This window comes from Curtobacterium caseinilyticum (assembly GCF_030363035.1).
In the GTDB taxonomy this organism is placed as follows: Bacteria; Actinomycetota; Actinomycetes; order Actinomycetales; family Microbacteriaceae; genus Curtobacterium; species Curtobacterium caseinilyticum.
Genome location: NZ_JAUCMN010000002.1, coordinates 475,279 through 493,231 on the forward strand (window position 1 = coordinate 475,279; position 17,953 = coordinate 493,231).

A 17,953-nucleotide genomic window follows, 5' to 3' on the forward strand; every position below is an offset into this window, starting at 1 on the left:
CGGTCGACGCGACCCGACACGCACAAGCCGCACCGCGCCTCCCGTCCGACACAGAAAGTGACACCCCCGTGACCGCAGCCCTCGTCGTCAACTCCGGATCGAGTTCGTTCAAGTACCAGCTCATCGAGCTGGAGGGCGAGCGCACGCTCGCCTCGGGGCTCGTCGAACGCATCGGCGAGTCGTCCGGATCCTGGAAGCACACCAACGCGGTGACGGGGGAGTCATCGTCGAACGACGCGGCGTCCGTGCCCGACCACGCTGCCGGGTTCCAGGCCATGATCGACGCCTTCGCGAAGGTCGGGCCGTCCTTCGACGAGCACCCGCCCGCGGTCGTCGGGCACCGGGTCGTGCACGGCGGGACCACGTTCGACCGCGCGACGGTCGTGACCGAGGACGTCGAGCAGCAGATCGAGGACCTGAACAGCCTCGCACCGCTGCACAACCCGGCGAACCTCGAGGGCATCCGGGCGGCGAAGCGGGTCTTCGCGGACGTGCCGCACGTCGCCGTGTTCGACACCGCGTTCCACCAGACCATGCCGCCGCACGCGTACACGTACGCGATCCCGGCCGACCTGGCGGCGGAACACCGCATCCGCCGCTACGGGATGCACGGGACGAGCCACAAGTACGTGTCCGAGCAGACCGCGGTCTTCCTCGACCGTCCGCTCGCGGAGCTCAAGACGATCGTGCTGCACCTCGGCAACGGGGCATCGGCGGCCGCGATCGACGGCGGACGGTCCATCGAGACCTCGATGGGTCTGACACCGCTCGAGGGACTCGTGATGGGCACCCGCTCCGGCGACCTGGACCCCGCCGTGCTGATCCACCTGCACCGCGAGGCCGGACTCGGCTTCGACGAGCTCGACACCATGCTCAACAAGGAGTCCGGGCTGCTCGGCCTGACCGGCAACGGGGACATGCGCGACGTGCAGGACGCGGCGCTCGGCGGCGACGAGGAAGCGGAGGCGGCGCTCGCCGTGTACCGGCACCGGATCCGTCGCTACGTCGGGGCGTACACGGCGCAGCTCGGTGGACTCGACGCGGTGGTCTTCACCGCGGGCGTGGGGGAGAACAACGCGCTGCTCCGCCGTCGGGTGCTGGCAGGGCTCGAGCACCTGGGGATCGAGGTCGACGACGACCGGAACGAGCTGCACTCGAAGGAGGCGCGACTGATCTCGACGGACACGTCGCGTGTCGCGGTGCTCGTCGTCCCCACGAACGAGGAGCTCGAGATCGCGCGGCAGTCGGCCGCCGTGGCGCTGTAGCGGCGGCGCTGCTGCTGCCGCTGCCGCGCTCCGCTCCGCTCGGGACGCGACGGTGACACCGGGACCCCGCCGGATCGGCGGCGTCCCGGTGATCCGCGGTCGCGCCGACGGAGGTGTCGTGCGTGGTCAGCTGATGGCGTGCAGGGCCGCGGGGATCGGGGTGTTCCCGCTCGTCACCTCGAACTGCACGCCGACCGCGGTGTCGTCGAGCAGGGCGTGCAGGACGACCGCGGCGACGTCGGCGCGCGGGATCGAACCGCGGGGGACCGTCCGCCCGACGTGCACCGTGCCCTGGGGCGGCGTGTCGAGGAGCGCGCCCGGCCGGACGATGGTCCACCGCAGGTTGCGCATCCGGATGTTCGCGTCCGCCTCGGACTTCGCCCGCAGGTACACCTGGAAGACGTCCGCCTCGGTCCGGGCCGGGACGACCGCGCGCTCCCGGTCGTAGGCATCGGCACCCATGGCCGAGACCATCACGTAGCGCTGGATCCCGATCCGCTCGGCGGCGTCCGCCAGGGTGATCGCAGCGTCGCGGTCGACGGACTCCTTGCGCTCCGCGCCGCTGTTCGGTCCGGCGCCGGCGGCGAAGACGACCGCGTCCACGCCGCGCAGGCGCAGTGCGAGCTCGTCGTCGTCCACCTGCTCGAGATCGACGACGAGGGCGGTCGCACCCTGCTGCTCGACGTCGGTCACGTGGGCGGGGTTGCGGATGATCGAGACGGCGTCGTGGCCTGCGTCGGTGACGAGTCGGGCGAGGAGCAGTGCGATCTGGCCGTGTCCTCCGGCGATGGCGATCTTCATGTGTCCGATACTGCCCGTCGCGTCCGGTAGACTTCCGGAGGCTCCTCACGTGACGCCATCCAGGCCAACTCCCCCAGGGCGGAAACGCAGCAAGGGTAACCGGGCTCTGGCGGGTGCGTGAGGAGTCTTCTTCGTTCCGGCGCCGCGTCGGACGCGCGGCATCCGTGACGCGATTCCGCGCCGACGCGTGCGCTGAACCTGTCCGTGTGCAAAGATCTGCCTCAGGAACCCCCAACCAGGGTTCCGACCCTCTCCCGTCTCACCAGCGGGGGAGTCCGAGGATCAGGTGGCAGGCGCGCCTGCCAGGAAAAGGGACACGCATGCGCAGGCACGTGTCGCTTCGGGGTACCCCTGTACCCGCTGGAGCGGTCAACTGGACACGATGGATCACCGGCGACGGGAGCCGGGCTCGACGACGAGCCCCGGGCGACCGGAGCCTCCTCCTGCGCGGCGGTGTCGTCGCCACGGTGACGGCGCTCATCGCCGCCACCGTGGCGATCCAACCGGCCGCCGCGGCGCCGACCGACGTCACGGAGGCCGAGGGCGTGCTGCTCCGCGGCGGGGGTGTCGTCGACCTCGACGACATCGCGCAGCTCGCGGGCGCCTACGCCGCTCGCGGCGCCACCTCGGGCGGTGGGACGACCAGCCAGCCGGTGGACCTGCAGGCGCTCGACGCGGTCCGCGTCGGCCTCGGCAACGACATCGACCTGCTCGGGCCGCAGGGCATCCTGACGCTCGGCGTCGCCGGGCAGTACGCCTCGGCCACACCGACCGGTGCCACTGCGTCCTCGGGCGCGGTCACCGAGAACGGCGGCATCGGCGTCGGCACCGGCAGCGACGCCGGGCCGCGCAGCACCCTCGACCTGACGCAGCTCCTCGGGGTGGTCGGCGCGGACGACGTGCTGGCGAACGGGGAGCTCAGCTTCGGTGCGCTCGGGTCGACCATCACCTCGACGCGCGGTGCACCGGTCACCACGACGACCGACTACGACATCGCGGACGCCGACCTCACGCTGCAGAGCCCCGCGGTCGCCGGCCTCACGCAGAGCCTGCGCACCGACCTGTCGGCCGTCTCGGACCGGCTCGACGCCACGATCGGTTCCGGCGGCGCGCTGAACGGGGTCGCGAACGGCCTCACCGGATCGCTCCAGCAGGCGGTCCAGCCGCTCGGCCTCATCACGCTGAACGGCACGCAGGTCACCGCGACGGCGGACCTCGACCTCCGGCCGGCACTCGACCGGGTCGCCGCCACGCCGCTGACCTCCGGCGCCGTCACCGTCGACCTCGGCACGGGGCGGATCACCGTCGACCTCGACGAGCTCACCGCGCTGAACGACCAGGGCCCGAACACGCCGGTGCTCACCGACGCGACGATCGCCGCGATCAACACGGCGCTCGCGGACATCCTCGAGCGGCAGCTGCCGACGCTGCTGCAGGCCGCGGTCGTCGAGATCGTGAACGCCACCGCCATCACCATCGACGTCTCCGCGAACGCCCAGCTCCGGACCGGAGTCCTGCCGCCCGTCGGCATCCCGGCACTGCAGCTCCGTGTCGCGACGACGCTGGGTGACGTGCTCGGCACGGCCTCGAACCCCGGCGGCCGCCAGATCACCGCCTCGGGCCTCGTCGGCGGTGCGATCGCACCGCTCTTCACGGGCCTCGTGGGCACGACCCTCCTGCCCGCCGTCGCCGGTGTCCTCGGCCCGGTCGTCGGCGGGGACGGCATCGCCGCGCTCGGTCGGACCCTGACCGCCACGACCACCGCGGTCGCCGGCGTCCTCGCACCCGCCGTCGCCCTCGTGCGACAGGTCGTCGACGTCACCGTCAACGTGCAGGACCCCGAGGGCGACTTCCGCGACCCCCGCGGTTCCGATGCCGGATCCCGCAGCGTGAGCGCGCTCCGCCTCGCGATCCTGCCGGACGTCGGCCCAAGCGCGGCGACGGTGGACCTCGCGACCTCGACGGTCCGTGCGACCGCGTTCGTCGCCCCGACGATCACCGCTCCGACCGCAGGGCAGCAGTTCAGCGTCCCGTCGGACTCGTCCACGCGCTCGGTGACCGTCAGCGGCGCCGGCGAGCCCGGCGCCGCGATCGCCCTCGACGCCGGCGGCGGACGGACCGCGACCGCGACCGTCGGCGCGGACGGCACCTGGACGACGACGATCGCCGGAGTGCCCGTCGGTGACCAGACCGTCACCGCCACCCAGACGGTGGCCGGCGTCGCTGCCGGCTCCGCGACGCAGACGTTCTCGATCGTCGCCCAGCGCCCGCTCGTGATCGCCACGCCGACCGCCGGTCAGCGCTTCACCACGGCCGGCACCACGGCGCCCGTGACCCTCACCGGGACGGCGACCGCGAACGCCCGCATCGACATCGAGCTCGGCGGTGGGCTGACCGCGGACACGACGGCCGACGGCTCCGGCGCCTGGAGCGTCCGGGTCGACGCGGTCCCGGTCGGCGACCAGACCGCCAGCGTCACCCAGACCGTCGGTGACACCACGTCGGGCGCGGTCACCCGCGACTTCACGGTCGTGACCGCCGCCGGTCTGACGATCGACACCCCCACCGAGGGCCAGGACCTGCCGCTCGTCGGTGACACCCGTGACGTCGTCCTCACCGGCGCGGCCGAGCCCGACGCGCAGGTCGACGTCGACCTCGGCGGCGGCCGCACCGCCACCAGCACCGCGACGTCCGGCGGCACCTGGTCCGCCACGGTCGAGGACGTCCCGGCAGGTGCGTACACGGCCTCCGTGACCCAGACGGTCGACGGCACGACCAGCGGCGCCGTCACGCGGGACTTCACGGTCACCGCCGCCCCCGGTGTGACCATCGACGAACCCGCCGACGGGAGCACCCTGACGGTCGCCGACGCCACCTCGACCACCACCGTCACGGTCACGGGCACCGCGGCGCCGGACGCGTCGGTCGCGGTCGACCTCGGCGGGTCCTTCGCCGCCGTCACCACCGCGGACGAGGACGGGGAGTGGACGGCGACGTTCGTCGGCGTCCCGGTCGGCCCACGCACCGTCACCGCTCGGCAGACCGTCGACGGTGCCACCTCGGACCCCGCGACCTCCGGGTTCGAGGTCGTCGCCGGCGCCCCGCTGACGATCGACGCCCCGGCCGACGGGGCCACCGTGACCGTGCTCGGTCCCGACGACACGACCGACCTGGCCGTGAGCGGGACCGCGGAGCCGGGTGCCGAGGTCCGCGTGTCGCTCGGCGGCGGTCTGACCGGCACGACAACCGCCGACGACGACGGGGACTGGACGGTCACCGTGCCGGACGTGCCCGTCGGCCGGTACACCGTCTCGGCGACCCAGACCGTGGGCGGGACGACGTCGCCCGCCGTCGAGCAGACCGTCACCGTCGCGGCCGCCCGCGCGCTCACCGTCACGGCTCCGACGCAGGGGTCGACGACCCTGGTCGCGACCGACGACTCGGTGATCGACGTCCCGGTGACCGGCACGGCGCAGCCCGGTGCCGAGGTCCGCGTGGTCCTCGACGACGGCGACCCCGTCACGACGACCGCCGACGACGACGGCGCCTGGACCGTCACCCTGTCCGACGTCGCCACCGGTGACCACACGATCGCCGTGACGCAGACCGTCGGCGGCCGGACGTCCGACCCGGTCGAGCGCGACTTCGCGGTCGCGGCCGGTGACGCCCTCGTCATCGTCACCCCGACCGACGGCCAGCAGGTGCCCGTCACCAGCAGCGGTCAGGCCGCGGTCGTCGTGCGCGGTACCGCCACGGCCGGTGCGACCGTGACCGTCACGGTCGACGAGGGCGACCCCGTCGACGTGGTGGCCGACAGCGCGGGCAACTGGGCGACCGACCCGGTGCAGCTCGGCACCGGCGACCACACCGTCACCGCCGTCCAGACCGTGAACGGCACGACCGGCCCCGTCGAGACGCGGGACTTCGAGGTCCTGCCGGCCACCGCCATCACCATCGACAGCCCGGCCGTGGGGTCGCGCTTCGTGGTGGTCGACGAGGACGCGACCGCGACGGTGCCGATCAGCGGCACCGCCGAGCCCGGCGCGGACGTCACCGTCACGGTCGGCGACCTCGTCCTGACCACGACCGCGGGGGACGACGGGACCTGGACGGTCGAGGCCGAGGGGCTCGCTCCCGCGGGCGACTACACGGTCGAGGCGACCCAGGACGTGGACGGCGCCACGACGGATGCCCTGCCCACCTCGTTCACGGTCGACGTGGCGACCCCGCTCGCCGTCACGTCCCCGTCGACCGCCCCGATCACGGTCGCCGGCGAGGACGTGGTCCGTGACGTCACGGTGCGGGGCACCGGACAGCCGGGTGTCGCCGTCGTCGCGACGATCGACGACGGTGACCCGGCCGACGGCCAGGCCACCACGGTGGCCGCGGACGGCTCGTGGTCGGTGACCTTCCCCGGTGTCGGAGTCGGCGCCCACCCGGTCTCCGTCACGCAGACCCTGCCGGGCACCGTCTCGGACCCGGCGACGTCGGACCCCGTGACCCGGACCGTCACGATCGTCGCGGCGGACGCCGTCACGATCACCTCGCCGGAGGACGGCGCGGTCCTGCTCGTGCCGGACGCGGACGCCACGCGCGACGTCACGGTGACCGGCACGGCCGAGCCCGGTGCGCCGGTGACCGTGCGCGTCGGCGACGCCGAGGCGTCCACGACCGCCGACGACGAGGGGGACTGGACGGTCACCGTCGGGGGCGTGGGTGTCGGTGACCAGCCGGTCACCGCGACCCAGACGGTCGGCGGCACCACCGCCTCCAGTCCGGAGCAGACCGTCACGGTGCGCGCCGGAGCCGCGCTGCAGCTGACGACACCGGAGGACGGCGACGTCCTCACGGTCGCCGACCCGGACGGCACGGCGGACGTGGTGGCGAGCGGCCGAGCCGAGCCCGGCGCCCCCGTCACCGTGACGCTCTCCACCGGTGAGCGCGCCACGGTCGACGCCGACGAGGACGGTGCGTGGACGCACACCTTCGCGGACGTCCCGGTCGGCGACCACACCGTCCGCGCGACCCAGGTCGTCGGCGGGGTCACCTCGGCACCGGTCAGCGCCGGCGTCTCGGTGCGGGCCGGAGCGCCGCTCACGGTCACCACCCCGGCCGGAGCGACCAGCGTCACCGTCGCCGACGACCGCGCGACGACCGACGTCGACTTCGCCGGCACCGGCGAGCCGGGCGCGACCGTCACGGTCGACCTCGGCGACGCCGGTTCGGCCGAGGCGACGGTCGACGAGGACGGCGCCTGGTCGACCACCGTCGAGGACGTCCCCGTGGGCTCATGGACCGCATCGGTCACGCAGTCGGTGAACGGCACGACGAGCGCCCCCGTCACCCGACCGGTCTCGGTCGTGGCGGCGGCGGAGCTCACGATCCGCCAGCCGGGCGACGAGCCGATCACCGTCGCGGACGACGCCGCCACCACGACCGTCACGGTCGCCGGTGACGCACAGCCCGGTGCGACGGTCACGGTCACGGTCGACGACCGCGACCCGGTCGAGACCACGGCCGGTCCCGACGGCAGCTGGAGCGTCGACGTCGAGGACGTCGCCGTCGGGCAGCACGACGTCTCGGCGACCCAGACCGTGGGCGGGTCGACCTCGACCAGCCCGGTCGAGAGCACCTTCGAGGTCGCCCCGGCTGCCCCGGTGGAGGTCACCACCCCGGCCGACGGCCAGCAGGTCACGGTCGCGGACGAGGACGCCACGACGACGGTCACAGTCGGCGGCACGGCCGAGCCCGGTGCCACCGTGGTGGTCGACCTCGGCGGGGGCCGCGACGCCGCCACCACGGTCGGCGACGACGGAACCTGGCAGGTCGAGGTCCCCGGCGTGCCGGCGGGCAGCACGACCGTCAGCGTGACGCAGCAGGTCGGCGGCACCACGTCACAGCCCGTCATCGTCGGCATCGAGGTCGTGGTCGCCGACCCGGTCACGATCGCCACCCCGGCGGACGGCTCGACCGTCCGCGTCGCCCAGGAGGACTCGCTCGCGACCATCACCGCGAACGGGGCCGCGGAGCCCGGCGCCGAGGTCCGCGTGACCCTCGACGACGGCGACCCGCAGACCGTGACGGCGACCGACGCGGGCACCTGGAGCGTCCGCTTCGCGCGGGTCGCCACGGGCGAGCACACGATCCGGGCGACCCAGACGGTCGGTGGTTCGACGTCCGCACCCGTCGCGAGCACCTTCACCGTCGCGCCGGGCGCAGCCCTCACGGTGACCTCGCCGACCGACGACCAGGTGGTCACGGTCCCCGCGGGCGACCCGACCGTCGACCTGCCGGTCAGCGGCACCGGGCAGCCGGGCGCCACGGTCGTGGTGGTCGTGGACGAGGGCGACCCGGTCGAGGTGACCGTCGGCACCGACGGCACCTGGGGCACGGACGTCCCGGGCATCGGCGCGGGCGACCACACCGTCACCGTCACGCAGGAGGTCGGCGGCACCACGTCGACCCCGGTCGTGGTCGGTGTCACCGTGGACGCCGCCGACGAGGACGCCGTCGTCATCACGACGCCGACTCCCGGCAGCACGGTCCGGATCGTGGGCGACACGACCGACGTCCGCGTCGCCGGCACGGCAGCACCGGGTGCGGCCGTCTCCGTCACCGTCGACGACGGCACGGCGGTCGCGACGACGGCGGACGACGCCGGCGCCTGGGCCGTCACCGTGCCCGACGTCGGCCGCGGTGAGCACACCGTCGCCGCCACGCAGACCGTGGACGGCCGGACGACCGCGGCTCCCGAGGTCGCCTTCACGGTCGTCGCCGCGGCGCCCCTGCAGGTGACGAGCCCGACCGACGGCCAGGTGTTCCCGACCGGGGACGACACGGTCACGGTGCCCGTCAGCGGCACGGCCGAGCCGGGTGCCACGGTGACCGTGGACGTCGACGGCACCACGGTGACGACGACGGCGGGCGGCGACGGCTCGTGGACGGTCACCGTGCCCGACGTCCCGGTGGGCGACCACACGGTGTCCGTCACGCAGACGGTCGGCGGAGCCACCTCGGCGCCGGTGACCAGCGGCATCAGCGTCGTCGTCGCGCAGCAGGACGACGTCGTGATCACCGACCCGACGCCGGGTCGCCTGATCGAGGCCGCCGGGCTCGACGACACCGCGTCCTTCCCGGTCTCCGGGACGGCGGCCGCCGGTGCCGCGGTCGTGGTCCGCCTGTCGAACGGGCAGGTCCGCAGCACGGACGCGGGGTCGGACGGCCGCTGGACGGTGACCTTCGACGGTGTCCCCGCGGGGGAGTGGTCCCTGCAGGCGACGCAGACGGTCGACGGCACGCCGTCCGACTCGCAGGTCGTGCCGATCGTGGTCCGGGTCGCCGACCCGCTCGCGGTCACCTCGCCCGTGCCGGGCGCCCGACAGACCGCCGGCGCCGACGGCACCGCCACCTGGCGGGTCGCCGGTACCGCCGAGCCGGGCGCGACCGTCACGGTCCGCACGGACGGCGACGGTGACGCGTCGGTGACGACGGCGGCGGACGACGGCACCCGGACCGTCACGGTGCCGCTCGCGGTCGGACCGCACACGTTCACGGTGACGCAGACCGTGGGCGGTGCGACCTCCGCAGCGCAGACGGTGGACGTCGTCGTGGTGGCGGCCGGCACGCCGGGCACCCCGGAACCGCCGATCGGCTCGGGCAACGACGGTTCGGGCACCGACGACGGCATCGACGACGGTGCCGGGAACGGGAACGGGAACGGCAGCGGGATCGGTACCGGCAACGGCGCCGGTGTCGGCACCGGTACGGGTGACGGCGCCGGCACGGGAGACGGCAGCGGCAGGGGTACCGGTCGTGGCCTCGCCTTCACGGGCGCCGACGTCGCACCGCTCGCCGGTGCCGCAGGTGGTCTCGTGGTCCTCGGGTTCCTGCTCCTCGGCCTGTCCCGCCTGGCCCGCGGCATCCGCCGCCGCGGACGCGCCTGACCGGTCCGTCCGCACCGACCGCACCGCGCCTCCCGCCCGTCGCACCGACGGACGGGAGGCGCGGTGCCGTCCCGCCCCGTGCCTCCCGTACGGTCCCACCGACGGACGGGAGGCACGGTGCCGTCCCGCCCCGTCGGTCCGCCTCCACAGGCGGTCGCCGGGGCGTCGCGCTGTCGGCCGTCCCGGCTACCCTTGACGCGTGGTCACCGCCCTGTATCGCCGTTACCGGCCCGAGAACTTCGCCGAGCTGATCGGTCAGTCGCAGGTCACCGACCCGCTGCGGACCGCACTGCGGACGAACCGCGTCAACCACGCCTACCTCTTCAGCGGCCCGCGCGGCTGCGGCAAGACGACGTCCGCCCGCATCCTGGCGCGCTGCCTCAACTGCGCCCAGGGGCCGACGGACACGCCGTGCGGTGTCTGCCCGAGCTGCGTCGAGCTCGCACGCGGCGGGGGCGGGTCGCTCGACGTCATCGAGATCGACGCCGCGAGCCACAACGGCGTGGACGACGCGCGCGACCTCCGCGACCGCGCCGTGTTCGCCCCGGCGCGCGACCGCTACAAGATCTTCATCCTCGACGAGGCGCACATGGTGACGCCGCAGGGCTTCAACGCGCTGCTCAAGCTGGTCGAGGAACCGCCGGAGCACGTCAAGTTCATCTTCGCGACCACCGAGCCGGAGAAGGTCATCGGCACCATCCGGTCGCGGACCCACCACTACCCGTTCCGCCTGGTCCCGCCGGCGACCATGCTCGAGTACGTCGAGCAGCTGTGTGCGCAGGAGTCGGTCTCGGTCGCGCCGGGCGTCCTCCCGCTCGTGGTCCGGGCGGGCGGCGGGTCGGTCCGTGACACCCTGTCGCTGCTCGACCAGCTCATGGCCGGCAGCGAGGACGGCGCCATCGCCTACGAGCGAGCCGTCGCGCTGCTCGGGTACACCGACGCCGCGCTCCTGGACGACGTCGTCGACGCGCTCGCCGTTGCCGACCCGGCGTCCGCCTTCGCCGCGATCGACCGTGTCGTGCAGACCGGGCAGGACCCGCGTCGCTTCGTCGAGGACCTGCTCGAGCGGCTGCGCGACCTCATCGTGGTCGCGGCCACGAACGAGAGCGCCGCCGCGGTCCTGCGCGGGGTGTCGCCGGAGGAACTCGACACCATGTCACGCCAGGCGGGCGTGTTCGGGGCCACCGCGCTCTCGCGGTCGGCCGACATCGCGAACCGGGCGCTGACCGAGATGACCGGCGCGACCTCGCCCCGGTTGCACCTCGAACTGATGACCGCGCGGATGCTCGTGCCGGAAGCCGACGACACGCAGCGGGGCGCCCTGGCGCGGGTCGAGCGACTCGAGCGCCGGGTCGGCGTCGGCGAGGTCGGCGGGCACGAGTCCGCGCAGGCACCCGGCGCGACGGCGGGATCGTCCTCGCGTCCTGCTGCCGCGCCGCAGTCCGCCCCGGTCCCGGCGCGCACGGCGGCCCCGACGTCTGCCGCTCCCGCGGCGTCGGCCCCGGCGCCGTCCGCCACCGCTCCCGGGGGCCCGACACCCGACGCCGAGCCGCGCGACCCGGGTGCCGCGGTCCGTGACGCCGCGGCGTCCTGGGCGGCCGTCGCTCCGGGTGCGGCGCCGGCGCCGGGAACGACGCAGGCACCTGACCAGACGCGCGCAGCCGACCAGACGCGTGCAGCCGACCAGTCGCAGCCAGCCGGTACGGCGCAGGCCCCGGCGAACGAGACGTCGACCACCGCTCGCTCGGTGGCGGAGGGCGCCGCGGCTGCCGACGCGCACGACCCCTCCGGGACCGCGAACGGGTCCTCCACCGGGCAGGGCACCGCGGTCGGCGACGAGCCCGTCGTGCGTCCCGAGACCACGGTCGGGTTCCAGCAGATGCGGGACGCCTGGCCGCAGGTCGTCGAGCACGTGCAGCGAGCCCGGCGCTCGGCGTGGTCCGTCGTGGTCACGGCGCAGGTGACGGCCCTCCGCGAGGACGTGCTCACCCTGACCTTCCCGAGCCAGCAGGACGTCGCCTCCTTCAAGGAGATGTCCGACCCGTCCACGAGCGTGAGCGAGCTGCTCCGGTCCGCGATCATCGACGTGCTCGGTCTGCGCGTGAAGTTCGTCGCGCGCGGACCCGGGCAGCAGCGGCAGACGGGCGGTCCTGCCTCGTCCGGACAGCGTCCGACCGATCAGCAGCCGTCCGATCAGCGTCCGTCCGACCAGCGCCCGACCGATCAGCAGCCGTCCGGTGCACCGGTGCCGCGCTCGACCGAGCCGCAGCGGACGCAGCAGCAGCCGACGCAGCAGCAGGCGCCCGACGAGCAGGAGACCCCGCAGCGCACGGCTGCTCGGCAGCAGGCGACCGCTCCGCAGCAGGCCGCTGCACCGCAGCAGGCGTCCACTCCGCAGCAGGCGCCTGCCCCGCAGGCCGTGCAGCGACAGCCGAGCCAGTCGGCACCGCAGCAGTCGGCAGAGCAGCCGCCGGCACCGCGCCAGCCGGCGCAGCAGCAGCCGGCGCAGCAGCGGCCGGCACCGCAGCAGCAGCAGCAGACCGCGCCGGAGTCGACCGGCCCGGTCACCGACTGGGTGGTCGCTGCCATCCCCGCCACCGATCCCACCGCGAGCGCCCCGGCCGTGCACCGCGAGCCGGGATGGTCCGCCCCGTTCGGCACGACGGACACGGGGGAGCCCGTCGCTCCGGTGACGCCGGCGTCCGACCCCGCCGCCGACGCTGCCCTGGCGGCGCAGCTCCGGCCTGCCTCGGCCCTCGGCGGAACGTCAGCGCGGCCGCAGCCGGTCGCTCGGCCCGTCGACCCGGCACCGGAGGAGACGTCCCCCACGACCCCGACCGGCTCCGCGACGGCCCCGGCGACGACGGGCGGTCCGGACGTCCCGGTCGACGACTACCCCCTCGACGACGACCCGTACGACGACGGAGCGCCGTTCCCCGACCCGGGCGCCGTGCCGGCGGCACCGCCGCGGTCCTCCTCGCAGCAGCAGACCGCACCCCGGCAGGCGGCCCCGAGCCAGGCACCCGCCCCGGCGCACCAGCAGGCGCAGCCCGCCCCGGCCCCGCAGCGTTCCGCACCGTCCCAGGTGCGCCGCACCCCCGTGGCCGGCCGGTACGGCGAGGCGGTCGTCCGTGAGATCCTCGGTGCCCAGTTCATCGAGGAGACCGCTCTGCACGAGGAAGGCGCCTGATGTACGACGGCATCGTCCAGGACCTGATCGACGAGTTCGGCCGCCTGCCCGGCATCGGCCCGAAGTCGGCGCAGCGCATCGCGTTCCACATCCTGCAGACCGAGTCGTTCGACCCCGCACGGCTGTCCGAGCTCCTGGCCGAGGTCAAGGAGAAGGTCCGGTTCTGCGAGGTCTGCGGCAACGTCACCGAGCACGTGCGGTGCAGCATCTGCCGCGATCCCCGCCGCTCGCCGAGCGTCATCTGTGTCGTGGAGGAGGCGAAGGACGTCGCCGCGATCGAGCGCACCCGCGAGTTCCGCGGGCTCTACCACGTGCTCGGCGGCGCGATCAGTCCGATCGACGGCGTCGGCCCGGACGACCTGCGCATCCAGCAGCTCATGACGCGCCTGGCCGACGGCACCGTCGACGAGGTCATCATCGCGACCGACCCGAACCTCGAGGGCGAGGCGACCGCGACGTACCTGAGCCGTCTGCTCGTGCCGATGGGCATCCGGACCACGCGCCTCGCGTCCGGGCTGCCGGTCGGCGGCGACCTGGAGTACGCGGACGAGGTCACGCTCGGACGGGCCTTCGAGGGCCGTCGCGTCGTCGGGAACTGAGACCGTCCCGCGCAGGATCGTTGCGTCGCCGCCCGCTCGCACGCAACATCCGCGGAACACCCTCTACGATTGTCAGACCGCGCGATCGTCGCGGAACCGTCGTCCCCGGGAGTACCAGCCAGTGGCCCTGATCGTGCAGAAGTTCGGTGGATCGTCCGTCGCGGACGCCGAGAGCATCAAGCGCGTGGCGAAGCGGATCGTCCAGACGAAGAAGGCCGGCAACGACGTCGTCGTGGCCGTCTCGGCGATGGGCGACACCACCGACGAGCTCGTCGACCTCGCGCACTCCGTGACGCCGATCCCGGCCGGTCGTGAGCTCGACATGCTGCTCACCGCGGGGGAGCGCATCTCGATGGCGCTGCTCGCGATGGCGATCAAGAGCCTCGGGGTCGAGGCCTCGTCGTACACGGGCAGCCAGGCCGGCATGCTCACCGACGCTCAGCACGGCAAGGCCCGCATCGTCGACGTCACCCCGAAGCGCGTGCGCGAGGCCCTCGACGCCGGTCACGTCGCGATCGTCGCCGGGTTCCAGGGGTTCAACCGCACGACCGGCGAGATCACCACGCTCGGTCGCGGTGGATCGGACACCACGGCCGTCGCCCTCGCCGCCGCGCTCGACGCGGACATCTGCGAGATCTACACCGACGTCGACGGCATCTTCACCGCGGACCCGCGCGTGGTGCCGAAGGCGAAGAAGGTCGACCGGATCACGAGCGAGGAGATGCTCGAGCTCGCCGCGTCCGGAGCCAAGGTCCTGTACATCCGTGCCGTCGAGTACGCCCGCCGGCACGGTGTCACCCTGCACGTCCGGTCCTCGTTCAGCAACGCCGAGGGCACCATCGTCTACAACCCTGCAGAGGGGGAAACCGTGGAAGAACCGATCATCACCGGGATCGCCGGAGACCTCTCCGAGGGCAAGATCACCGTCGTCGGCGTGCCCGACACCCCGGGCAAGGCCGCGGAGATCTTCACGATCGTCGCCCGTGCCGGCGCGAACATCGACATGATCGTGCAGAACGTCTCCGAAGCGGTGACCGGCCGGACGGACATCTCGTTCACGCTGCCGAAGGACCAGGGGCAGGGCGTCCTGACCGCGCTCGAGGTCGCCAAGGCCGACATCGGCTACGAGGGCATCCAGTACGACGACCAGATCGGCAAGCTCGCCCTGGTCGGGGCCGGCATGCGCACCAACGCGGGCGTCTCGGCGGCGCTGTTCCGGGCCCTGCACGAGGCGTCGATCAACATCGAGATGATCTCCACGTCGGAGATCCGCATCTCGGTCGTCACGCGCGCCGACACCCTCAACGAGGCCATGCGGGTCGTGCACCAGGCGTTCGGTCTCGACGCCGACCAGGAAGCCGTCGTCTACGCCGGCACCGGCCGCTGACCCGGGCGCGACGCCGCAGCGACACGAGCACGACCACGATCAGGAGCACCACATGAGCACCACCGTCGCCGTCGTCGGCGCCACCGGTCAGGTCGGCGCCGTGATGCGCCGTCTCCTCGAGGAGCGCGCCTTCCCGGCCGACCACGTCCGCTTCTTCGCGAGCGCCCGTTCCGCGGGCACCACGCTGCCGTTCCGCGGCGAGGAGATCGTCGTCGAGGACTCCGAGACCGCCGACCCGTCGGGCATCGACATCGCGCTGTTCTCCGCCGGTGCCACCGCGTCGCGTGCGCTCGCCCCGCGGTTCGCCGCGGCCGGTGCGCTCGTGGTCGACAACTCCAGTGCCTGGCGCATGGACCCGGACGTCCCGCTGGTCGTGAGCGAGGTCAACCCGCACGCGATCGACGAGGCGCCGAAGGGCATCATCGCGAACCCGAACTGCACGACGATGGCGATCATGCCGGTGCTCAAGGTGCTCGACACCGAGGCCGGTCTGCGCCGCCTCGTCGCGACGACCTACCAGGCGGTCTCGGGCTCCGGACTCGCCGGCGTCGAGGAACTGCTCGGCCAGGCCCGGGCCGCGCTCGAGCAGGACACCGCAGCGCTCACGCACGACGGTTCCGCCGTCGAGTTCCCGGAGCCGGTGAAGTACGTGCGTCCGATCGCCTTCGACGTCATCCCGCTCGCAGGTTCGATCGTCGAGGACGGCCTCGGCGAGACCGACGAGGAGAAGAAGCTCCGCAACGAGAGCCGGAAGATCCTCGAGCTGCCGGACCTGCTGGTCGCCGGCACCTGCGTGCGGGTCCCCGTCTTCACCGGGCACTCGATCTCGGTGCACGCCGAGTTCGCGCAGCCGCTGTCGCCCGAGCGGGCGACCGAGATCCTGGCCATCGCCCCGGGCGTCGAACTCGCGGACGTCCCCACGCCGCTGCAGGCAGCCGGTCAGGACCCGTCCTTCGTCGGCCGCATCCGCGCCGACCAGTCCGCGCCCGAGGGGCACGGCCTGGTGCTCTTCGTCAGCAACGACAACCTGCGGAAGGGCGCCGCGCTCAACGCGGTGCAGATCGCGGAGACGATCCTCGAGCGCCGCGCGGTCGCCGCGTAGCGAGCAGCGGTCGCCCGGCGCCCGACGGGTCCGAGGCGACCGGCGTGCGGACGGGAGGCCCGTGGCGACACCGCCACGGGCCTCCCGTCCGTCGGTGCCCACCCTGTCAGCGCGCGCTTGTAGGATCGACGGGTGGCAGTGAAGCAGGTGGACCCGATCGACGTCGTCCTGGTCGGGGGAGGGATCATGAGCGCCACGCTCGGCGCCATCCTCCACCGCCTCGAGCCGACCTGGAAGATCCGCGTGTACGAGCGGCTCGGGTCGGTCGCGCAGGAGTCGTCGAACCCCTGGAACAACGCCGGGACCGGTCACTCCGCGCTCTGCGAGCTGAACTACACGCCGGAGATGCCCGACGGCCGCGTCGACATCGCCAAGGCGGTCACCGTCAACGAGCAGTTCCAGGTCTCGCGGCAGTTCTGGGCCCACCTGGTCGAGACGGGGGCGCTGCCGCAGCCGTCGAACTTCATCAACCCCACCCCGCACATCTCGTTCGTGTGGGGCGCGGACAACGTCGAGTACATGCGTAAGCGGTACGAGGCGCTCAAGAACCACCCGCTCTTCGCGGGCATCGAGTTCTCGGACGACCCTGCGCAGATCCGGAAGTGGGCACCGGCGCTCGTGCCGGGCCGCAAGAAGGACCAGCCGATCGCCGCGACGTACTCGGCAGCCGGGTCCGACGTCGACTTCGGTTCGCTCACGCGGCAGTTGTTCGACGAGCTGGAGATCGCCGGTGTCGAGTTCGAACCGTCGCACCAGGTGGGGAAGATCACCCGCTCGAAGGTCTCCGAGGGCTGGGTCCTCGACGTCCGGAACGAGGTCGGCAGGTCCACGCAGCGCATCGCGGCGAAGTTCGTCTTCGTCGGTGCCGGCGGCGGTGCGCTGCACCTGCTGCAGAAGTCGGGCATCCCGGAGATCCGCGGCTACGGCGGCTTCCCGGTGTCGGGCGAGTTCCTGCGCACCGACGAGCCCGAGGTCGTGCAGAAGCACGCGGCGAAGGTCTACGGCAAGGCCAGCGTCGGCGCCCCGCCGATGTCCGTGCCGCACCTCGACACCCGCATCGTCGACGGCAAGGCTTCGCTCATGTTCGGTCCGTACGCCGGGTTCAGTCCGAAGTTCCTCAAGCAGGGCTCGGTCCTCGACCTGTTCCGCTCGATCCGTCCGCACAACCTGCGGCCGATGCTGAGCGTCGCGTTCTCGAACTTCGACCTGGTCCGCTACCTGGTCGGGCAGCTCCTCGCGTCGAAGCAGACGAAGTTCGACGCGCTGCGCGACTTCATGCCGACCGCGGAGCCGGAGAACTGGCACCGCATCACGGCGGGGCAACGTGTGCAGGTCATCAAGCCGGACCCGGAGAAGGGCGGGGTGCTGCAGTTCGGTACCGAGGTCATCACCTCGGCCGACGGGTCGATCGCCGGCCTGCTCGGTGCGAGCCCGGGTGCGTCCACGGCCGTGCCGATCATGTTGACGATGCTGCAGCGGTGCTTCCCGGACCGGTGGGACGGCTGGGCGCCGATGGTCCGCACGATGGTGCCCACCTACGGCAAGGACCTCGGGTCGGACCCGGAGCTGGCGGACCGGACGCTGGAGCACACCGCAGCGGTGCTCGGCCTCCACCACTGACCGGGTCCCGCTTGCACGTCGTTCGAACATGTGTTCGAATGGCATC

8 protein-coding genes and 1 other RNA gene are annotated in these 17,953 nt (G+C 73.3%); 8 read left to right on the forward strand and 1 reads right to left on the reverse strand.

The window, feature by feature from the left end:
* Nucleotides 1–68: 68 nt before the first annotated feature.
* Complete coding sequence (locus QUG93_RS04770) at nt 69–1,265, forward strand: acetate/propionate family kinase (RefSeq protein WP_289472517.1); 1,197 nt, start codon at nt 69–71, stop codon at nt 1,263–1,265.
* Between the two features lie 126 nt (nt 1,266–1,391).
* Here QUG93_RS04770 and QUG93_RS04775 read toward each other — a convergent pair whose 3' ends face one another.
* Nucleotides 1,392–2,066 carry an SDR family oxidoreductase gene (locus QUG93_RS04775; RefSeq protein WP_289472518.1) on the reverse strand — a complete coding sequence of 225 codons (675 nt, stop codon included), beginning with the start codon at nt 2,064–2,066 and terminating at the stop codon, nt 1,392–1,394.
* A gap of 36 nt (nt 2,067–2,102) precedes the next feature.
* Here QUG93_RS04775 and ffs point away from each other — a divergent pair.
* The 7 genes from ffs to QUG93_RS04810 all read left to right on the forward strand — a co-directional run bounded on the left by ffs (nt 2,103) and on the right by QUG93_RS04810 (nt 17,907).
* Nucleotides 2,103–2,199, forward strand: an RNA gene (ffs, locus tag QUG93_RS04780) — signal recognition particle sRNA small type.
* A gap of 334 nt (nt 2,200–2,533) precedes the next feature.
* A complete protein-coding gene (locus QUG93_RS04785) occupies nt 2,534–10,009 on the forward strand; it encodes a choice-of-anchor G family protein (protein ID WP_289472519.1) in 7,476 nt (2,491 codons plus the stop codon).
* Between the two features lie 199 nt (nt 10,010–10,208).
* Nucleotides 10,209–13,199, forward strand: a complete 2,991-nt coding sequence (locus QUG93_RS04790; RefSeq protein ID WP_289472520.1) for a DNA polymerase III subunit gamma and tau — start codon at nt 10,209–10,211, stop codon at nt 13,197–13,199.
* Entirely contained in the window at nt 13,199–13,798 is a 600-nt protein-coding gene (gene recR / locus QUG93_RS04795) for a recombination mediator RecR (RefSeq protein WP_289472522.1), read from the forward strand. The genes QUG93_RS04790 and recR overlap by 1 nt, the downstream gene beginning before the upstream one ends.
* 121 nt (nt 13,799–13,919) lie before the next feature.
* Entirely contained in the window at nt 13,920–15,185 is a 1,266-nt protein-coding gene (locus QUG93_RS04800; protein ID WP_289472524.1) for an aspartate kinase, read from the forward strand.
* A gap of 52 nt (nt 15,186–15,237) precedes the next feature.
* Nucleotides 15,238–16,287 carry an aspartate-semialdehyde dehydrogenase gene (locus tag QUG93_RS04805; RefSeq protein WP_289472526.1) on the forward strand — a complete coding sequence of 350 codons (1,050 nt, stop codon included), beginning with the start codon at nt 15,238–15,240 and terminating at the stop codon, nt 16,285–16,287.
* Between the two features lie 132 nt (nt 16,288–16,419).
* Complete coding sequence (locus tag QUG93_RS04810) at nt 16,420–17,907, forward strand: malate:quinone oxidoreductase (protein ID WP_289472528.1); 1,488 nt, start codon at nt 16,420–16,422, stop codon at nt 17,905–17,907.
* Nucleotides 17,908–17,953 lie beyond the last annotated feature (46 nt).